The sequence below is a fragment of the Krasilnikovia sp. M28-CT-15 genome, assembly GCF_047159595.1.
In the GTDB taxonomy this organism is placed as follows: domain Bacteria; phylum Actinomycetota; class Actinomycetes; order Mycobacteriales; family Micromonosporaceae; genus Actinoplanes.
The window spans coordinates 4,512,914-4,530,951 of the sequence record NZ_BAAGAK010000001.1 but is presented as its reverse complement, the minus strand read 5'-3'; the positions used below and the strand labels follow the sequence as shown (position 1 = coordinate 4,530,951).

The following is an 18,038-nucleotide window of genomic DNA, read 5'->3' as shown; positions in this document are numbered from 1 at the left end:
CGGCCCACCGTCGCCCGATCTACGCCATCCGGGGCGGCCGCCCGGCGTGACGCATCGACGGTCATCCTCCGCATTGCATCACAGTGCCGACCGTTCGGCTGGGCGTTGGCGTCGGTCCGGAGTGTTCGCCGGGCCGAAAGTATGAGTCGCAACCGTTAGGGAACCTTCCGTGACCCGGGGGTGCACCGGGCGGCCCTGAATCTTCTTCATGTGACCGGCCGACGTGGGCCGGGCCAACCGGGGGAGATTCGTTTTGGGGCGCAAGGTTCGCAAGGTCGTGACCCTGCTCGGTGCGATGCTGGCCGGGACCACCGCGGTGGTCGGTGCTGCTGGTGGCGTGCAGGCCGCACCCGCCGCGTCGGCGAAGCCGGCGGCCGGGACCCAGAACTGCGTCACCGATGACCTGCTCGTCCCCTCCTGCGGGGTGCTGTGGGGTGCCGCCGCGGGTGGGTTCACCTCCGCGCCCCGCGACGCGGAGCTGAAGAAGTGGGAGAAGTTGTCCGGCCGGACCGCGTCGATCTTCCACACCTACCACAAGGGTGACGAGGTCTTCCCGACCAAGTCCGAGATCGCGATGACCTCCGATGCGGCGAACCCGCGGGTGCTGCTGGTCAACTGGAAGGTCGCCTACGGCTCCACCTGGGCGAAGGTCGCCAAGGGTGAGCAGGACAAGCGGATCGACGCGTTCGCCAAGCGGATCAAGAGCAGTTACCCGGACAAGAAGTTCTACCTGGTGCTCAACCACGAGCCGGAGAACGACGTGATCGCCAGGAAGGGCTCCGGCTGGGAGGCCAAGGACTTCAAGGCCATGTACCGCCATGTCATCCAGCGTCTCGACACGCAGGGTGTGGACAACGCGGTCAACGTGATGGCGTACATGGGTAACGAGAAGTGGATGGCGCAGTCCTGGTGGTCCGACCTGTACCCCGGCGACGACGTGGTGGACTGGATCGGCCTGGACTCCTACGTGTCCGCGGAGAAGGGCTACTACCACTACGGCAAGTTCGCTGACCTGCTCGACCGCAAAGCCACCGGCGGCAAGGGTCTGGGCTGGTACGACTGGGCCACCACCCAGCACCCCTCCAAGCCGATCATGATCGCGGAGTGGGGCGTGTACCACCGCATCGGCCAGCCGACCGACAAGAGCGCCGGCTACAACTCGGTGCTGCCGGAACTGGCCAAGCGGCCCGGGATCAAGGCCATCGTGTACTTCGACACCAAGCACGACGACGAGGGCAACCGCGACATCAGCATCGACAGCACCAAGAAGAACCTCGCCGCGTTCCAGAAGCTCGCCGCGAACCCCATCTTCAACGTGAAGATCGCCTGACCCACCACCACACAGCAACCCCACGAGCCGCCCGGTGACACCACCGGGCGGCTCGCGGCGTTTCGTTCAGCGCTGGTGAAGCCCGGCGGCGAGCGACGGGTGGGCCGGGCTCATCCGGTCCCGCGACCGGTGCAGCACCACCGCGCACCCGCCGTACGCCAGCCAGCCGAGCGCCAGCCCGGCGCCCACACCGTGATCCTGCCCGGCGGCGAAGCCGCAGACGAAGGCCACCAGAGCGATCGCCGTACGGGCGAAATGGCGGGTGAAGGCCGCCAGATCGCGGCGGACCTCGACCGCGACGAGCACCCCCGAGAAGGGAAAGGTCACGACCAGACCCGCCAGCAGCCCGGCCAGCCCCGCCACGGCGAACGTCGTGGCGCACACGGCCGCGAGCTTCAGCGCGGCACGCGGCCGGGACGGTCGCGGCGCCGCCGGGGTCGCCGGGGACGGCCACGGCACCAGCAGCCCCGCCAGCCACAGCCCGACCACGATGATCACGCACGGCACCAGGGGGAGGGGCGCGGGGAGCGCCCACGCCACCGCGACGTAACCGGCCGCCGCCGTCACGTCGGCCAGCAGCACCGGCCAGCCCAGCCGCAGATGCAGCAGCGCGGTGACCGCGAAGAACGCCACCAGCAGCAGCACCCCGATGACCTGGGTGCCGTCGACGTGCACCCGCCCGCCGACCAGCACGAGCGACATCGGCACCGGCAGGCTGTAGAGCAGCGCCCGCGCCCGGACCGGGCGGATCAGGCCGACGGCCCAGACGAGCAGCGCGACCGCCGCTGCCGCCAGCGGGGTCACCGGTGCGCGCTTCCCAGACAGCTGTCGAACGCCTCGCCCAACCGGCCGACCATCCGCTCGTCCGTGGACACCACGTGTTTGACGATCGAGCCCTGAGCGTTCATGTCGGCCGTCCACGCCCGGCGGCGGTCCCACAGTACGAGGTTCACCTGCAGGTCGGGGTGCACGTCCGTACGCGACACCAGCAGCGCGTCGACGCCCGCCGCCCGCTGTTCGGCGATGAGCGCGCCACGTGTTCGTCGACCTCCGCGCAGATGAAGACCCGGGCGATCGTCACGCCGCGGGCCAGTGCGGCCAGGTTCGCCGCCCAGTACCGGCGGCCGGGCCCGCTGTGCCACCACCGCACACCGCCGGTGCCCGGTGACAGCAGATTGGTCACCGCCTCCATGCGCTCCCGGCACTGGTCGGTGGCCGACAGCAGGGTTCCCAGGTCCGAGCCGGGCCGGACGATGCGCCCGTCGCGCAGGTCGGCGAGACCGAGCCGCAGGTCCTGCACCCGCCGCCGCAGTTCGGCGGTGATCTCCGGGGCGGGCTGGTGCTCGATCTCGCGGACGACGCGGGCCAGCTCACGGACCTCCGTACGGATGGACGACTGGACGAGCGCGCGCAGCTCGAAGCGTTCGTCGGCCCGGGCCGTGGCGTCGAGGATGAGGGTGATGACGACCCCGAGCAGGCAGGCGAGTACCGACTCGGGCCCGCTGGCCGCGCCGGTCAGGTCGAAGGTGAGCCCGAGCGCGACCGACAGCGCGATTCCGACGAGGACGATCGGGTTGAGGTAACCGCTCAGGCCACGGGACGGACGCCTCATGCACACCTCCGCTCGGGGGACACGTGTCCCAGGATAGGAGTGGCCGACCACCTTCCGTGATCATCGCGCTACGTCCGGTGCGCCGGGACGGTTCAGCCGGAAGGCACTCGTCATCGTCGCGGCGTCGGCGGCGCAACCCAGCGGCGGTAGCCGCAGGACGTCCTGGATGGTGCGCAGCGTGGAGCAGTGCGTGTACGGCTGATCCGCCGTGACGTGCCGCGTGGACGGTGCGATGACCAGGGTGGGGATGTGGTTGTCCGTCTTGGTGCCCTCATCCCAGGTGATGATCACGGCGAGGCGTCCGGCCCGGTAGTCCGGCCCCGCCAGGATCTGGGTGACCCAGTCACGCAGCCAGCGGTCGCCGTTGGCGGTGCGTTCCTGCGGGCACGAATCGGCACCGTGCATGTCGTGGCACGCGTCCGGACTGACCAGCCCGAACGCCGGCAGGGTGCCCGCGGCGACATCGTCGTGCAGCGGACCCGAGGCCGGGTCGCCCAGCGGCAGCACCCAGCGGGCGCAGTCGGCGCGGTCGTCGACGTAGTAGGTGGCCGGGACGTGCCGGACCAGGTAGCGGCCCTCGGCCGCGTTCTGCAGGACACACTTGCCCGGCGACGACTCGGCGTAGTTACGCCATTCGCGTCCGCTCGCGGCGACCTGGTGGAACAGGTTGTCGCCCGCGATCGGGTGGGCGCGCGGGGCCCGGTCGTCGCAGACGTCGTGCGTGCTGCCGCTGGTCAGCAGCAGATACGCGGCCAGTGACGGGCATTCCGGCGGGTAGCCGGCGTCGAGGTTGCGGGCCAGGCCGTAGGTGGTGGCGAGGTCGTTGAGGTACGGCGCGTCGCCGTCGCCGATGATGGCGTCGTACTCGTGGTTCTCCTCCATGATCAGCAGCACCTTGGTGTACTGGCCGGGTGTGCCGCTCGGCGGTGGCGGCGCCGGAGTGGGCAGCGGTGCCGGGGCCGGCCCGGTGCAGCCGGCGAGCGTCAGGGCCAGCGTCGCCAGCAGGGCCGCTGCCGACGATCGACCGCCGTGACCACGGTGTTTCGCCCGTTCTTCGTGTCGCATGCTCTCTGAACGAGGATGGGCGCATCCCGAGGCGGCTGTCACGGGTCATTCAGCGTCACGTCGAACAGCGGGCTGGTCGCCAGCCTGCGGAATGCGGCCAGGCTGGACGCGGAACTGTCGACGCTGATGTCGCGGTCGCCGAACGCGTCGTCGTCGGTGTCGAAGTAGACGATCGCCTTGATCGCGGGCCGTCTGCGCAGTTCCGGCAGCACGCTCGCGAACTCGGGCGCCTTGTCGACCCGCCGGCCGACCCGGTGGTACACCCCCCACTCGGCCACCATGACCGGCTTGTTCGGGTGCCGGGTGGTGGCCCAGTCGTAGAACCCGCCCCCGCCCGTAACGGGCGCCCGGTCGAGCAGGTCGGCGAACCCGCCGTAGTGGTAGCGTCCCGGCTCGGCGGACACATAGGAGTCCAGGCCGATCCAGTCCACGACGGCGTCACCCGGATAGAGGTCCTGCCACCAGGGCTGCGCCAGCCACTTCTCGCTGCCCATGTACGCCAGCACGGTGATCGCGTTGTGCACCCCGTCGGCGCGTACCCGCTCGATGACATGCCGGTACATCAGAGCGAAGTCCCGGGCGGTCATCCCCGAGCCCGCCCCCTGATCGACGTCGGCCTCCGGCTCATGGCGCACGACCAGGAAGAACCGCTGACGGTACGTCCGGCGGACGTGACGCGCCCAGCGGTCGATCCGGTCGTCGACCGCGCCGCGGGCCACCTGCGCCCAGGTGACGCCGTCGTCCACCCGCCAGTTGACCAGCAGTACCCGGGGTCTGGCCCGATCCCTGGTCATGGCGATCTCCGACGGGCTCGGGAACAGGTCGTCACCCCGGTGATACGTGTGGAAGACCGTCGCCGTACGGCCGGTCCTGGCCTCCCACGCTTTCAGCGCCCGGTCCCGGGGCACCGCGCTGAACCCGCCCGCGGAGGCGCCCCACAACACCCCGCACGCGGGCACGAGCAGCGCATCGGTGCGGCAGGCACGAGCCGTCGGCGGGGGTGCCGCCGGTGTGCTGGTCGCCGTGGTGGCGCTGGGCGGCGGAGGCACCGGCGACGGGTCGGGCCCGCCACATGCCCCCAGCGCCGTCGCCGTCAGGGCCGCCATCGCGCATGCCACCCATCTCCGCAAGACCCGGCCCTCCACTCCACGTGCTGCCCGATGACCCGTATGCCGTATCAACGGCCCGACCGCCCAGCGCGTGCTGCCGTTCGCGGCCCTGGCCGCGACAGTCGGGTGGCGTGTGCGAGGGCTCGATCGCCGACATGGACGCGATCCGCACGCCTGGATCACGCCGCCACCGGGGCGGTTGCGCCCCTCGGCGGATGGCCAGTTGTTGACCAGCAGGTGACGGTCCACACGGGCACGGCGGCCGGGAGTCACCCGATTTTCATCGCCGACCGGTGGTGCCGAACGCCCGGCGCCGTCATATTTGAAACATCATCACAGGTCTGTTGCCTGTCTCGCCGTCGATGGGAGTCGGCCATGAGCCGCACACCTCGCTGGGTCGTCCACCTCGCCTCCCTCACCGCCCTGACGCTCACGGTCACCGTCGGCGCCGCGAGCGCCGCCGACGCCACCCCGTCGGGGATCCCCTCCACCTCGACCGCCCGGGCCGAGCTGGACGCGCTGACCGTGGCCCCGCAGGGACCGACCAGTGGCTACTCTCGCGACCTCTTCCCGCACTGGATCACCATCAGTGGCAGCTGCAACACCCGCGAGACCGTACTGAAGCGGGACGGCACGTCGGTGGTCACCGACGCGTCGTGCGCCGCGGTCTCCGGCTCCTGGTACTCGCCGTACGACGGCGCCACCTGGCATGCCGCCGCCGACCTCGACATCGACCACCTGGTCCCGCTGGCCGAGGCGTGGCGCTCCGGTGCGAACGCCTGGAGCACCAGCCGGCGGCAGGCGTTCGCCAACGACCTCAGCCACCCGGAGCTGATCGCCGTGACCGACAACGTCAACCAGGCCAAAGGGGACCAGGATCCCTCCACATGGCAGCCGTCCGTGTACTCGTACCGGTGCACGTACGCCAAGATGTGGATCGCGGTGAAGTACTCCTGGGACCTCACCGTGCAGGCCACCGAGGAGAGCGCCCTGCGAGGCATGCTCGACACCTGCACCGCGTAGCCGCCGATGTCACGAGGTGTTCACGAGATTGACGGAGTTCAGTGGATACCGTGACGGTATGACCGCGCTCCACCACTCTGCCGGCATTGTCCACAGCGCCCGCACCGTCGCCGGACTGCTGCTCGCGGACCTGCCGGAGCGGTGGCGGCACACCGCCGGCGTGGCCCGGCAGGCCGCGAAGGTGTCGCGCGCGGCCAGTCCCGCCGACGTGGACTATCTGCTGGCCGCGGCGTGGCTGCACGACGTCGGGTACGCTCCCTCGCTGCGGGGCTTCGGCTTCCACCCGCTCGACGGGGCCCGCTATCTGCGCGCCCACGGCTGGCCGTCGCGCATCTCGAGCCTGGTCGCCCACCACTCCGAGGCGCTGACGGTCGCCGAGGTGCGAGGCCTGGGCAGTGAGCTGGCCGCGTTCCCGCGCGAGCGGTCCGCGGCCAGCGACGCGCTGACCTTCGCCGACCAGACCGTCGGGCCCGGCGGTCGGATCATGAGTGTCGACGAACGCCTCGCCGACATGCTGCGACGCCACGGGCCGGACTCACCCAACGCCGCGGTGCATCCCCCGCGCGCCGCCCAGATCCGGGCCGCCGCGCGCCGCGTCAAGCATCGGCTGGCCGCGGAGGCGCTCCCGGCGCGCTACGCCCCGGAAGCCGAGGGCCCGCTCCTGTTTCCAGTGACGGCGAACGCCGTACCCGGCGCCCGTTCCGAGATACGCGCCGCGGCCGATGTCTCGCACCTCCGCACCGGTGATCCGGATTGCGGCGACCGCGACGAATTCGCTGATCAACGGTGAGCCTGCGCCACCGGCGGCGGCAGGACATCAGCCACCTGGCGTATCCGTCGGTGTGGCCGTCCGGGGTCACGGGCCGTCGGGCGGGATCCAGCCCAGGTGGGCGGCGCGGACCCCGGCCTGAAACCGGGTTTCGGCGTCCAGCCGGACCAGCAGCCGACGTAGCCGCCGCTGGAACGTGCGGTAGCTCAGGCCGAGCTGGCGGGCGATCGCCTCGTCCGGCAGCCCGGTGGTGAGCAGCGTCAGCAGCCGCCGCTCGTCACGGGTGGGACCGGTGGCCCCGGTGGTGACCTCCGGTGCCGACCCGAGCGGCAGTGCCCGGTCCCACAGCGACTCGAACAGCGCGCCGAGCGCCTCCAGCAGCGCCGAGGGATGCACCACGACGATGCTCTCGATGGACGACGGCGCCGCCTGCAAGGGGATCAGGCCCACCCGGTCGTCGGCGAGGATCAGCTTGGTCGGCGTGGCCGCCAGCACCCGGGCCACCTCGCCGCGCGCGGTGCTCTGCTCCAGGTCGGTACGCAGATCGTGGAACTCCACGAGCCCGCGCGGGTCGTAGATCACCCGGTAGCGGACGCCCCGGGCCAGCATGTCCAGCTCGACGGGGTTGCGGTTGCCCGACGGCACCGCGTAGGGCGGCTTGTCGATGGCCCGGATCTCGTGCCGGGCGGCCCGCTGGACCTGCTCGAACCGTTCCAGGACCGCCATCCGCCCCGTGACCACCTCGACCAGCGACGCCGGGTCGTCACCGGCGTGGGCGCGGCGGTGCCGGGCGGCCATCTGGTGGGCGTGCAGGCGGGCGCGCTGCACCTGCTCCTCCTGGCGCAGCAGCAGGGCCTCCAGCGCCACGTCGGGCGCCGCCGCGGTGTGCCGTTCCGGATGACCCGCGCCGCGGCCGACGAGCCCGGCCTCCTCCAGGTGGTCCAGCGCCACCCGGACGAGCTCCTCGGCCAGGCGGGTGCTGCGCGACAGCTCCGGCACGGTCGCGGGACCGTCCATCAGGGCCGCGTACACGGCCTCGTCGTCGGGCCCCAGACCGGCTACGGAGAACATCTGGCTCATCGTCGCCGGGAATCCGGCCTCCGGTCTGGCGTCATCCCGTCAGCGGCGAGTTCTCGCCAGGGCGCAGCCGTTCCGCAACGCATCGTCGAACCTCATTCTTTTCATAAGTTGTTAGTGGCAGGTTCATAGTCCCCGCCCTGGCAGCCCACCAGCACCGCGTCGTTCCACCTTGACGTGGTGCTGTTCTTTCGCCACCCGGACGGAAGGACGGTCCGATGAGCTCCAGTCACAGTTCCGGCGGCGCCCGCCGCTGGCGCCTCGGGGTCACCGTTGCCACCGTGGTCGCCTGCGTCGGTGCCGCATTGCCGCCCACCGACGCGCAGGCCGGACCAGCGACGTCCGGTCCACCGGCGCCGTCGCCCGCGACCGAGGGCGGTACGCACACCGTCACTCTGCTCACCGGAGACCAGGTTCGCTACCGGGACCTGCCCGGCGGCCGGGCCCAGGTCACCGTCCAACCAGGAGCTCTCGACCGCCGGGACGTCACCTTCGCCACGATCTCGCGCCCGGCCGCGGGCCGCGCGGCGCTCTACGTCGTCCCCTCGGACGCCGAGCCGCTGATCGGCACCGGGGTGCTCGACCGGGAACTGTTCAACGTGCGCGGTCTCACCCGGCAGGGGCTGGACGACAACCGGTCGGCCACCCTGCCGGTCATCGTCACCCACCCGCACCCCGGCCCGCTCGGCGCGCTCCCGGCCAGCCACCAGACCCGCACCCTGCCCGCCCTGGACGGTGCCGCGCTGCGGGTGAACCGCAGCGGCTCCGCATTCTGGAAGGCGATCGAGCCGTCGGGTAGCCGGGCCCGGCCCGCCCTGCGCGGCGGCGTCGGCCGGATCTGGCTCGACGCCCGGGTCACCGCCACCTTGGAGCACAGCGTGCCGCAGATCGGCGCGCCCGAGGCGTGGCGGGCCGGATACGACGGACAGGGCGTCACGGTCGCCGTGCTCGACAGCGGCGTCGACGCCGACCACCCGGATCTGCGGGGGAGGATCACCAGCGCGAAGGACTTCACCGGATCCGGTACCACGGCGGACGGGCTCGGACACGGCACCCACGTCGCGTCCATCATCGCAGGCAGCGGCGCGGCGTCCGGGGGCCGCTACCGCGGCGTCGCCCCCGGAGCCGACCTGATGAACGGCCGGGTGCTCGACGACGACGGGGCCGGGCTGGACTCCACGGTGATCGCCGGAATGCAGTGGGCCGCCGACGGCGGGGCCCGGGTGATCAACATGAGCCTGGGCGGCGACCCCACCGACGGTACGGACCCGCTGAGCACGGCGGTCGACGAGCTGAGCCGGCGCACCGGCGCCCTGTTCGTGGTGGCCGCCGGCAACGACGGCGCCCCGGTCAGCGTGAACACCCCTGGCGCGGCCCGTACCGCGCTGACGGTCGGTGCCGTGGACCGCGACGACCACCCGGCCGCCTTCTCCAGCCGGGGCCCACGACTGGGCGACGGGCTGATCAAGCCGGAGATCGTCGCGCCGGGCGTGGGCATCGTGGCGGCCCGCGCCGCCGGCACGGACCTCGGTGCACCGGTCGGCGACGCGTACACGACGCTGTCCGGCACGTCGATGGCCACCCCGCACGTCGCGGGCGCCGCCGCGATCCTCGCCCAGCGGCGACCCGGGTGGCGGGCCGACCGGCTCAAGGACGCCCTGATCAGCAGCGCCGCACCGGTCGACGGCGGCTGGGCGGCGGTCGGGGCGGGACGGGTGGACGTGGCCCGGGCGACCCGCCAGGACATCGCCGCCACCGGCGCACTGCAGGCCGGTGCCGACGCTCCCACCCCGGACTCGGCGGACTACCCGATCAGCTACGTCAACGACGGCACCCAGCCACTGCACCTGCACCTGGCGATGACGGCCACCGGCTGGAACGGCACCCCCGCGCCGACCCTCGGCCGCCTCTCGACGAGCGAACTCACCGTGCCGGCGGGTGGCCGGGCCACCGCCACGGTCACCATCGATCCGGCCGCTGCCGCTGGCGCGTACGGCGGGGCCGTCACCGCGACCGGGGGACAGGTCTCCCTGCGCACGGCGGTCGGCGTGTACCTCGCCGCACCGACCGCGCAGCTGACCGTACGGATGACCGACCACCACGGCCGTCCCGCCCCCTTCGGCACCGTCTACCTGATCGACGCCGGGCTCGACCCGGCCACCTCGAACGACCCCTTCGCGGCACCCACTCTCGTGGTCGCCGTGCAGGACGGCACCGGGGTGACACCGGTGCGCCGCGGCGGGGTGTACACCGCGCTGGCGTCGCTGTCCACCACCGAGCTGACCGGCCGCCGCACGGATCTGCTGGTCTCGCCGGAGGTCACCGTCACCGGCGACACCGAGATCGCGCTGGACGCCCGCAAGGGCCAGCGGCACACGGTGACCACGGCCGAGGCCACCGACGAGCTGGCCCGCTCCGTCGAGGTGGTGCGCACCGCCACGGCCGCCCAGTTCAGTCTGCTGGCCGCGGTACGCACCGACCCCGACCTGGGCATCTTCGTCACCCCGCAGCCCGCCGCGGGCCGGGGCAACCTGGACACCTACGACAAACGCACCCTGGCCACCGCGGGACTGCGCGTGCGGGCCGAGACCGGCTCCACCGCCGCGGACCTGCACCCCCGGTACGACGTCTACCGCACGCCCGCCCGCTGGGCCGGGACCCGGCAGGCCGACCTCGTCTGGGCCGGTCGCGGGCAGCCCGCTGACCTGGCCGGGCTCGACCTGCACGGCCGGCTCGCCCTGGTCGCCGTGGCCGCGCCGGACGGCACCCCGGACCCGGTGGGCGCCGCCGCGCAGGCGGCCACGGCGGCCACCCGGGCGGTGGGCGACGCCGGTGCCGCCGGCATCCTGGCGTACGTGGACCGTCCCGGCGCCGTGCCGCTCGCCCGGCCCGCGGCGACGCCGGTGCCGCAGCTGTTCCTCGGCTACCCCGAAGGCGCGGCCCTGCGGGCTTGGCTGGCGGACGAGGCGGTGCGGATCAACCTGTCCGGCGACGAATCGCCGGACAGCAACTACAACCTGTTCTATCCCGCGGCGGGTGTGCCGGCCGGGCGTGCCGACGTCGCCAGCCCGGCCGCCCTGGTGGTGATCCCGACGCGTTACCACGCCGACCGGGCGATGACCTACGAGAAGAACTGGTACGCGTTCGGCCCGCGCAGCCTCAACGCCGTCCGCGAACGCATCCAGTTCCCGGCCCCGGCCGTCCGCGCGGAGTACGTCGGACCGGCGGACCCCGCGGTGACCTGGATCCGCTGGACCACCCAGAACGAGCAGCCCCCGAACGCCCCGGCCCAGACGACCTCGCTGCTCAGCCACGACGTGTTCGGCACCGGCCTCCGCACACTGCCCGAGGAGCGCTGGTACCAGGGCCCGGTCCTGGAAGGGGAGCCGGCCGGTGGCGGCGAGGGCTGCGGCCTGTGCCGCGGCGGGCCCGACGGCGCCCTGTTCATCCCGGCCTGGCACCTGAGCGACTCGGCCGGCACGCACACCATCCAGTCGTGGCCGGACTACCGCAGCCGGGTCCAGCTCTTCCGCGACGGCGTCGAGATTCCCCCACAGGAGACCGCCGGCCTGCCGATGCCGACGTTCCGGATGCCGTCCGAGCCCGCCGGCTACCGGCTGGAGGTCGACGGGCCGACGCCGTCCGGCCCGGGTGTGCGGCCGGTCGCGCACACCACGTCGCAGTGGACGTTCCGCTCGGTGCCGCCGCGGTCGCCGTCGCTGCCCTGCCCCGGCACGGTCGCGGGTGGGTGCGCCCACCAGCCGCTGATCCAGCTGACCTACCAGCTGGGGCTGGACCCGGGCAACCGGGCCCCGGCCGGGCAGGAGTTCACGTTCGAGGTGCTGGCCCGGCAGCCGCAGGGCGCGGAGAACGGTGGCGCACCGGCCGGGCTGTGGCTGTGGTCGTCCGCGGACGCCGGGCAGACCTGGCGACCGGCCACGGTCCGGGAGCTGGCGCCGGGCCGGTACCAGATCGGCGTACGCAATCCCGCCACGACCGGCCCCGACGGCATGTGGCTCAAGGCGCAGGCGTGGGACAGCGCCGGCAACCGGCTCGAGCAGACGGTGCGGGGTGCGTACGCCCTCGTAGGCTCCGGCCGGTGACGACGTGCCGGTACGGCCCGGTGGGATTCCCACCGGGCCGTACCCATCGGGCGGCTCAGCTGAGGCATGGTGCGGGCCGCTCGGCATCGGACAATCAGGAAGAGCTGCTGTTGCGCGGCATGGCGGGCGCCACCTTGCGGAAGTCGAACGCGTTGTTGTTGGTGTCGCGGTCGGCCACGCGCAGGACGGACTGGTCGGCGAACGTGTTGTTCTGCGCGGGCGCGGGCGCCGTCTCGGTGCAGATGTTGTTGGCCGAGAAGCCGACCGAGTCGATCCGGGCGCCCAGGGCGTTCTCGTCGGTGGGCGCGCCGCGCATGAGCACCCCGCCGGTCCGCGCGATGTTGCCGTTGTAGGTCAGGTCCGGCGGCGTCAGCCGCTCGTAGCCCTGCGCCGCCAGCAGGTAGTACTGGCCGGTCTCGGGCTGCTGCTCCTCGCTGCCGCTCAGGATGGTGCCAGCGGGGATCGTGGCCAGCAGGGTGTGCAGGCCGGAGTTGTTGCAGTTCCAGATGGTGAAGTTGGAGATGTCCATCGACTGCTCACCGATGTTGCGCAGCTCGACGAACTCGTCGGTGACCCCGCCCGGACCCTGCGTGGAGACCTGGCTGATCACCATGTTGGACGTCGGCGCGGGGGGCACGAGGGGCGCCGCGCTGGCGGGCGCCACGGTCAGCGCCATGGCGGCACCCACGGCCAGCGGGAGTGTGCCGAGAGCGGCGAGACGCCGGGTGATGAGAGACACTGGTTCCTCCTGAAGTCGAGGCCTGTCCGGTGACCCGCCGGTGGTTGCGGGTCCGGCCTTCGAAAACAGATCCTGTCCTCGGGTACGGCGCTGAGAAAGAGTCCGTTTTCTGGCCACCCTCCGCGTTTTCGCCGCGCCGCGCCGCTATCCTGACGATATTGTCATCTAACAATGTCGATTTGGCGTTGTGCGGTTTTCCGTAACGACCGTCGGGGCTGGTCATCAATAGCCGCGACCAGCCAGCGCGCCTGCGTTCGACAGCAGGCGCACCGCCCGTGCCTCGGCGGCCACGCGGTCCAATTCGTACCGGGGCAGACCCAGCACCACACCGAGCCAGCCACGCCAGTAGGGCCCGGGCACGCGGCCCCCGCCCTCCCAGCGGCTGACCTGGTCGCGGCTGACGGAACGGTTACCGGACGCCGCTGCCAGCGCATCCGCCAGGGCCACCTGGGTCATGGCGCGGCGTAACCGGTGCCGCCGGATCAGCCGCCCGATGGGCGGTTCGGCATATCGAGTCACGGAAGTCCTCCTTCGCTCGGACGGGTACGGCCGGTGGGGCCGTTCGTAGTCAACATCGACGGTGCCGGGGCCGCTGGGACGCGGCATTGCCCGCGCCGCAATGAGCAGGCCGTCGACTGTGGTCACGGGTCCGGGGTGGCACCAAGGGAGTGCGTCTAACTACACCTTTCGTGGTAGTGCACCATCGGACTCGGAAGGGCCGTGGGCGCAATCACCGGAGCCGGTCGACGGCGATTTCGACAGTCGACGGCTCATGTGAAAAGACGTCAATCGCACCCGGTCTATGTGGACAATCATGCCCGGATGTCGGCAGAATCGACGAAGTCAGGCATGTGCCGAGCCGCGGCGTGGCCGTCGAGCCAGAGGCTGCCCAGCGCGGCTGCCACAACCGGATCATGCGCGCCGGGGAAGGCGCATCCGTGGGAGTACGAGGTGCCATGCACAAGCTCGACAGGAACGGGCTCGACAGGAACGGGCAGGGCCCGTTCGTCGCGCCGGGGCCGAGCCGCACCCGGGGCGTGACCAGGCGGCCCCCCCGATCACCGGCGGCACGCCCGGTGCACACCCCGGCCGTCGGGCCGATCGACATCCTGGTGGCGGGCGACCACACCCTGCTGCGCGAGGGGCTGGTGGAGCTGGTCACGGCGGAGCCCGACTTCCGGGTCGTCGGCCAGGCCGGAAACAGCGTGACCGCCGTCCAGTCGGTGGCCGCCCGGCGGCCGCGGGTCATCCTGCTGGACGTCAGGATGCCCGACCGGCCGGTGTGTGCGACGGTGCGGCAGATCCAGCGGATCTCGCCGCGTACCCGCGTCGTCGTGCTGGCCATGGACGACGACCTGCGCCTGCTGCAGGACGTGCTGGCCGCGGGCGCTCACGCCGTACTGGTCCGCTCCGCCAGTCGTCAGGAGCTGGTCGGCGTCATCCGTTCCGTCTGCCAGGAGGCCAACAGCGTGCTGGTGGTGTCGCAGCGCAACGCGGCGCGGCTGGCGGTGCCGGCCAGCAACCCCTTGAGCCGCCGCGAGCTGCAGGTACTGGAGCTCGCCGCCCAGGCGCTGAGCAACGCGCAGATCGCCACCCGCCTGTGCATCGTCGAGGGGACGGTCAAGCGCCACCTCACCAACGTCTACACGAAGCTGGGGGCGGTCTCCCGCATCGACGCGGTCAACAAGGCGAAGGCGGCCCGGCTGTTGCAGCCGTCGGTCCGCACCGGAGCCTTCCAGGGGTAGAGGCCGGGCGGGCGGAGAATTACCATCGAGATCCGTCAATGTAGACGCACGCGGATCGGATCCCGCCCATGTCCACGGACCGCGAAACACCTCGACCGACCGCCCCGCGCCGCCAGGTGTTGCGCCTCGGCGCGGCGATCACGGTCGGTGCCCTGCTCCCAGCCGTGCCCGCGCGGACGGCCCGCGCGGACCGCGGCTCGCCCGGCGGCCGCCTGACGACCACCCGGTACGCCGGTCACTCCCCGGCGGGATTCGACCAGTGGGCGTACGTCCCGTTCGAGGTTCCGCCCGGGGTGAGCCGCATCTCGGTCAGCCGGTGGTTCCACCCCTTCGTGCTCGTCCCGGGCCTGCTGGAGAACGTCCTGGACATCGGGCTCTTCGGCGCGGCCGGATGGGGTCCCGGTGCCGAGGCAGGCTTCCGGGGATGGTCCGGTGGCGCCCGCGACTCCTTCACCGTAGCGGCCGCCGACGCCACACCGGGCTACCTGGCCGGTCCCCTCGATCCCGGCACCTGGGCGGTGGCGCTCGGTCCGATCGTGTACGACCCGCGGGGCATGGACTGGACGGTCGACGTCACCCTCGAGTCCGGTCCGGCCGGTCCGGCATTCCGGCCCTCACCGGCCCCGGCGCGCGCCACCGGCCGGGGCCCGGCCTGGTATCGCGGCGACATGCACCTGCACACCGTCCACTCCGACGGTCAGCGCACCCCGGAGCGGCTGGCCGCCGACGCGCGCGCCCGCGGCCTGGACTTCTTCGCCTCCACCGAGCACAACACGCGTGCGGCGAACCAGATCTGGGGGCAGTACGCCACCGACGACCTGCTGATCATCGGTGGCGAGGAGGTCACCACCCGGCACGGCCACTGGCTCGCCCTCGGCCTGCCCGTCGACCGCTGGGTGGACTGGCGCTACGCGCCCGATCAGGCACTGTTCGCGCAATACGCCGACGCCGTCCGCGCGGGCGGCGGCGTCGTGGTCGCCGCGCATCCCCTTACCCCGGGGCCGGGCGCGCTGTGGGAGTTCGGGTACGACCACGTCGACGGCCTCGAGGTCTGGAGCGGGCCGTGGACGGTGGACGACGCCACCGCCGTGCGCGTGTGGGACGGCCTGCTGCGGCAGGGGCGCCGGGTGGCCGCGGTCGGCAACAGCGACGCACACGGCCCCGGCGATGTCGTGGGGCTGCCGCACACCGTGGTGTACGCGCCGGAGCTGTCGCGGCCCGCGATCCTGGCCGCCGTGCGGTCGGGTCGCTCGTACCTGGCCGAGTCGGCCGAGGTCACACTCGATCTGCGGGCCGTCGCCGCGGGCCGGGTGGCCGGGCCGGGTCAGACGCTGGCCGTCGGCGCCGGCACCGTCGAGGTGACGGCCGTCGTGAGTGGAGTCCCGGGCGCCACGGTCACCCTGCACACCCGGCACGGCCAGGTTGCCGCCGGACTCATCGGCGGATCCGGCACCGGCACGCTCACCTGGCACGGCCGCGGGGCCCGCGCCGGATTCGTCCGGGTCGAGGTGCGCCGTCCGCAGCCCACGTCGACCACGCTGACCACCATGGCCGCCCTCAGCAATCCCGTCTGGCTCGAGTGATCAATTTATTGCGATCAATGCATTCGCCGGTAAAATCGCGGCAGCGTCGTGCTCTTGATCGGGCGGAGGCTTGGCACTGATGAAGATCGTCGTCCTGGTCAAACACGTGCCCTGGACCCTGCGCGACATGTCATTCGGTGCCGATCACACCCTGGACCGCACCGCGCGGCGCGGCCAGCTCAACGAGGCCGACGAATACGCCGTCGACCAGGCGGCGCGGATCGCGCGGCGGCGGCGCGACGTACAGATCACCGCGGTCACGATGGGTCCGGCCGCGGCCGCCGAGGCGCTGCGCAGGGCGTTGATTCTCGGCGCCGACGAGGCCGTCCACATCCTCGACGACCGGCTGCGCGGCAGCGACGCGTTCACCACCGCGCGGGTGCTGGCCGCAGCCGTCGGCCGGATCGGGTACGACCTCGTCCTGTCCGGCGCGGCGTCCTCGGACGCGGGCGCGGCCGCGGTGCCGGCCATGGTCGCGGAGCTGCTCGCCGTTCCGGTGCTCTGCTTCGCCGACCTGTTGCGGGTCCGCGAGCACCGGGTCGAGATCGGCCGCGACGACGGCGCCGGTCTGCGGGCGTACGCCGCCGCGCTGCCCGCCGTGGTTTCGGTCACCGAACGCTGCGGCGAGCCGCGGCTGCCCTCGCTGGCCGCCACCCTGGACGCCCACCACAAGCTGGTCCGCACCTGGTCGCTGGCCGACCTCGGCATCACCGAGCGCGGCGCCGACACCACGGTCGTGCACACGGTCTCGGCGCAGCCGGGCGGCACCGCACACCTCGTGCCCGGCGACGAGCCCACGGTCGCGGCCATCCGGCTGGCGGACTTCCTGACGGTCCACCAGTTCCTGTAGCCGCAGCGTCGGGTGGCCGCAGTCCGACCCGTGAGGAGGGGCGATGAGACCGGTGCTGGTGCTGGCGGACCACACCGTGACCGACCGGAGCGTGTGCCGCTCCACGGGCGCGCTGCTGACCCTGGCCCGTCGGCTCGGCCCGCCCACGGTCGTCCTGTGCGGTCCCGCGGACCCGGCCGACATCGCCATGCTGGGCCGTTTCGGCGCCACCCGGATCGCGACCGTCACCCGCAGCGAGCTGGACGAGCATCCCGCCGCGGCCCGGGTCGAGGTGCTGGTCCAGCTCACCCGCCGCACGACCCCCGCCGCCGTCCTGGTCGCCTCCCACCGGCTCGGACAGGAGGTCGCCGCCCGGCTGTGCGCCCGGCTGAGCTCCGGCCTCATCACCGACGTGGTCGACCTGCGCCGGGGCGCCGACGGGCCGGTCGGCGTCCAGTCTGTGCTGCTCGGTGCGTACCGCGTGGAGTCCAGCGTGACCAGGGGCACGCCGGTGTTCACCGTACGGACCGACGCGGTCGTGCCGGTGGCGGCGCCGGTGGAGCCGGTGGTCGAGCGGGTCGAGGTCCGCTTCCCGCCCGCGGTCCGCGCCGTTCGCCGGATCGCCCGGCGCTCGGGCGGTGCCGGGCTCCGTCCGGACCTGGCCACGGCGGCGATCGTCGTCGCGGGCGGCCGCGGCCTGGGCTCGCACCAGTCGTTCGGCCTGGTGGGGGCGCTGGCCGAGGCGCTGCGGGGCACCGTGGGCGGATCGCACACCGCGACCGAACTGGGCTGGTGCCCGCGGGGCCAGCAGATCGACCAGCTGGGCACGATCGTCCACCCCCGCCTGTACCTGGCGCTCGGCATCTCGGGTTCGGTCCGCCACCGGGCCGCCATGCAGCACGCGGAGAAGATCGTGGCGGTCGACCGGAACCCTGCCGCGCCCATCTTCGACCTGGCCGACCTCGGTGTGGTGGGCGACGTGCACCGGGTGGTGCCCGAGCTGCTGGCCGAGATCGCACGACGCAAGGCCACCCGATGATCAGCCACAACGAGG

16 protein-coding genes are annotated in these 18,038 nt (G+C 72.6%); 8 read left to right on the top strand and 8 right to left on the bottom strand.

The window, feature by feature from the left end; all coding sequences use genetic code 11:
* Window positions 1-253: 253 nt before the first annotated feature.
* On the top strand, window positions 254-1,330 hold the full coding sequence (locus tag ACMCNO_RS20620) for a glycoside hydrolase family 26 protein (protein WP_412751089.1): 1,077 nt from the start codon (window positions 254-256) through the stop codon (window positions 1,328-1,330).
* Window positions 1,331-1,396: 66 nt separating this feature from the next.
* On the opposite strand, the gene ACMCNO_RS20615 is transcribed toward ACMCNO_RS20620, so the two are convergent.
* From ACMCNO_RS20615 to ACMCNO_RS20595, 5 genes are read right to left on the bottom strand one after another with little or no spacing between them, the layout of a single operon-like run.
* Window positions 1,397-2,134, bottom strand: a complete 738-nt coding sequence (locus ACMCNO_RS20615; RefSeq protein ID WP_412751088.1) for a hypothetical protein — start codon at window positions 2,132-2,134, stop codon at window positions 1,397-1,399.
* Window positions 2,131-2,301, bottom strand: a complete 171-nt coding sequence (locus ACMCNO_RS20610; RefSeq protein WP_412751087.1) for a hypothetical protein — start codon at window positions 2,299-2,301, stop codon at window positions 2,131-2,133. The genes ACMCNO_RS20615 and ACMCNO_RS20610 overlap by 4 nt, the downstream gene beginning before the upstream one ends.
* Window positions 2,280-2,942, bottom strand: a complete 663-nt coding sequence (locus tag ACMCNO_RS20605) for a hypothetical protein (RefSeq protein ID WP_412751086.1) — start codon at window positions 2,940-2,942, stop codon at window positions 2,280-2,282. The genes ACMCNO_RS20610 and ACMCNO_RS20605 overlap by 22 nt, the downstream gene beginning before the upstream one ends.
* Window positions 2,943-3,002: 60 nt before the next feature.
* Window positions 3,003-4,007, bottom strand: a complete 1,005-nt coding sequence (locus ACMCNO_RS20600) for an alkaline phosphatase family protein (RefSeq protein ID WP_412751085.1) — start codon at window positions 4,005-4,007, stop codon at window positions 3,003-3,005.
* Between the two features lie 38 nt (window positions 4,008-4,045).
* Complete coding sequence (locus ACMCNO_RS20595) at window positions 4,046-5,113, bottom strand: endoglucanase (protein WP_412751084.1); 1,068 nt, start codon at window positions 5,111-5,113, stop codon at window positions 4,046-4,048.
* Window positions 5,114-5,491: 378 nt separating this feature from the next.
* Here ACMCNO_RS20595 and ACMCNO_RS20590 point away from each other — a divergent pair, with 378 nt between their 5' ends.
* A complete protein-coding gene (locus ACMCNO_RS20590; RefSeq protein WP_412751083.1) occupies window positions 5,492-6,139 on the top strand; it encodes an HNH endonuclease family protein in 648 nt (215 codons plus the stop codon).
* A gap of 58 nt (window positions 6,140-6,197) precedes the next feature.
* A complete protein-coding gene (locus tag ACMCNO_RS20585) occupies window positions 6,198-6,929 on the top strand; it encodes an HD domain-containing protein (RefSeq protein WP_412751082.1) in 732 nt (243 codons plus the stop codon).
* Between the two features lie 66 nt (window positions 6,930-6,995).
* Here ACMCNO_RS20585 and ACMCNO_RS20580 read toward each other — a convergent pair whose 3' ends face one another.
* Complete coding sequence (locus tag ACMCNO_RS20580; protein ID WP_412751081.1) at window positions 6,996-7,979, bottom strand: TrmB family transcriptional regulator; 984 nt, start codon at window positions 7,977-7,979, stop codon at window positions 6,996-6,998.
* Between the two features lie 224 nt (window positions 7,980-8,203).
* Between ACMCNO_RS20580 and ACMCNO_RS20575 the strand changes: the two genes are divergently transcribed.
* A complete protein-coding gene (locus ACMCNO_RS20575; protein ID WP_412751080.1) occupies window positions 8,204-12,088 on the top strand; it encodes a S8 family serine peptidase in 3,885 nt (1,294 codons plus the stop codon).
* 94 nt (window positions 12,089-12,182) lie between these two features.
* On the opposite strand, the gene ACMCNO_RS20570 is transcribed toward ACMCNO_RS20575, so the two are convergent.
* Together ACMCNO_RS20570 and ACMCNO_RS20565 are read right to left on the bottom strand one after the other, a co-directional pair.
* Entirely contained in the window at window positions 12,183-12,827 is a 645-nt protein-coding gene (locus ACMCNO_RS20570; RefSeq protein WP_412751079.1) for a lamin tail domain-containing protein, read from the bottom strand.
* Window positions 12,828-13,049: 222 nt separating this feature from the next.
* Window positions 13,050-13,346, bottom strand: coding sequence for a helix-turn-helix domain-containing protein (locus ACMCNO_RS20565; protein WP_412751078.1), 297 nt, complete (start codon window positions 13,344-13,346; stop codon window positions 13,050-13,052).
* Window positions 13,347-13,783: 437 nt separating this feature from the next.
* Here ACMCNO_RS20565 and ACMCNO_RS20560 point away from each other — a divergent pair, with 437 nt between their 5' ends.
* The 4 genes from ACMCNO_RS20560 (at window position 13,784) to ACMCNO_RS20545 (ending at window position 18,023) form a co-directional block, all read left to right on the top strand.
* Entirely contained in the window at window positions 13,784-14,572 is a 789-nt protein-coding gene (locus ACMCNO_RS20560; RefSeq protein WP_412751077.1) for a LuxR C-terminal-related transcriptional regulator, read from the top strand.
* Between the two features lie 68 nt (window positions 14,573-14,640).
* Window positions 14,641-16,155 (top strand): CehA/McbA family metallohydrolase, encoded by a 1,515-nt coding sequence (locus ACMCNO_RS20555; RefSeq protein ID WP_412751076.1) that lies wholly within the window; start codon window positions 14,641-14,643, stop codon window positions 16,153-16,155.
* 79 nt (window positions 16,156-16,234) lie between these two features.
* Window positions 16,235-17,005, top strand: coding sequence for an electron transfer flavoprotein subunit beta/FixA family protein (locus tag ACMCNO_RS20550; protein ID WP_412751075.1), 771 nt, complete (start codon window positions 16,235-16,237; stop codon window positions 17,003-17,005).
* 43 nt (window positions 17,006-17,048) lie between these two features.
* A complete protein-coding gene (locus ACMCNO_RS20545) occupies window positions 17,049-18,023 on the top strand; it encodes an electron transfer flavoprotein subunit alpha/FixB family protein (RefSeq protein ID WP_412751074.1) in 975 nt (324 codons plus the stop codon).
* Window positions 18,024-18,038 lie beyond the last annotated feature (15 nt).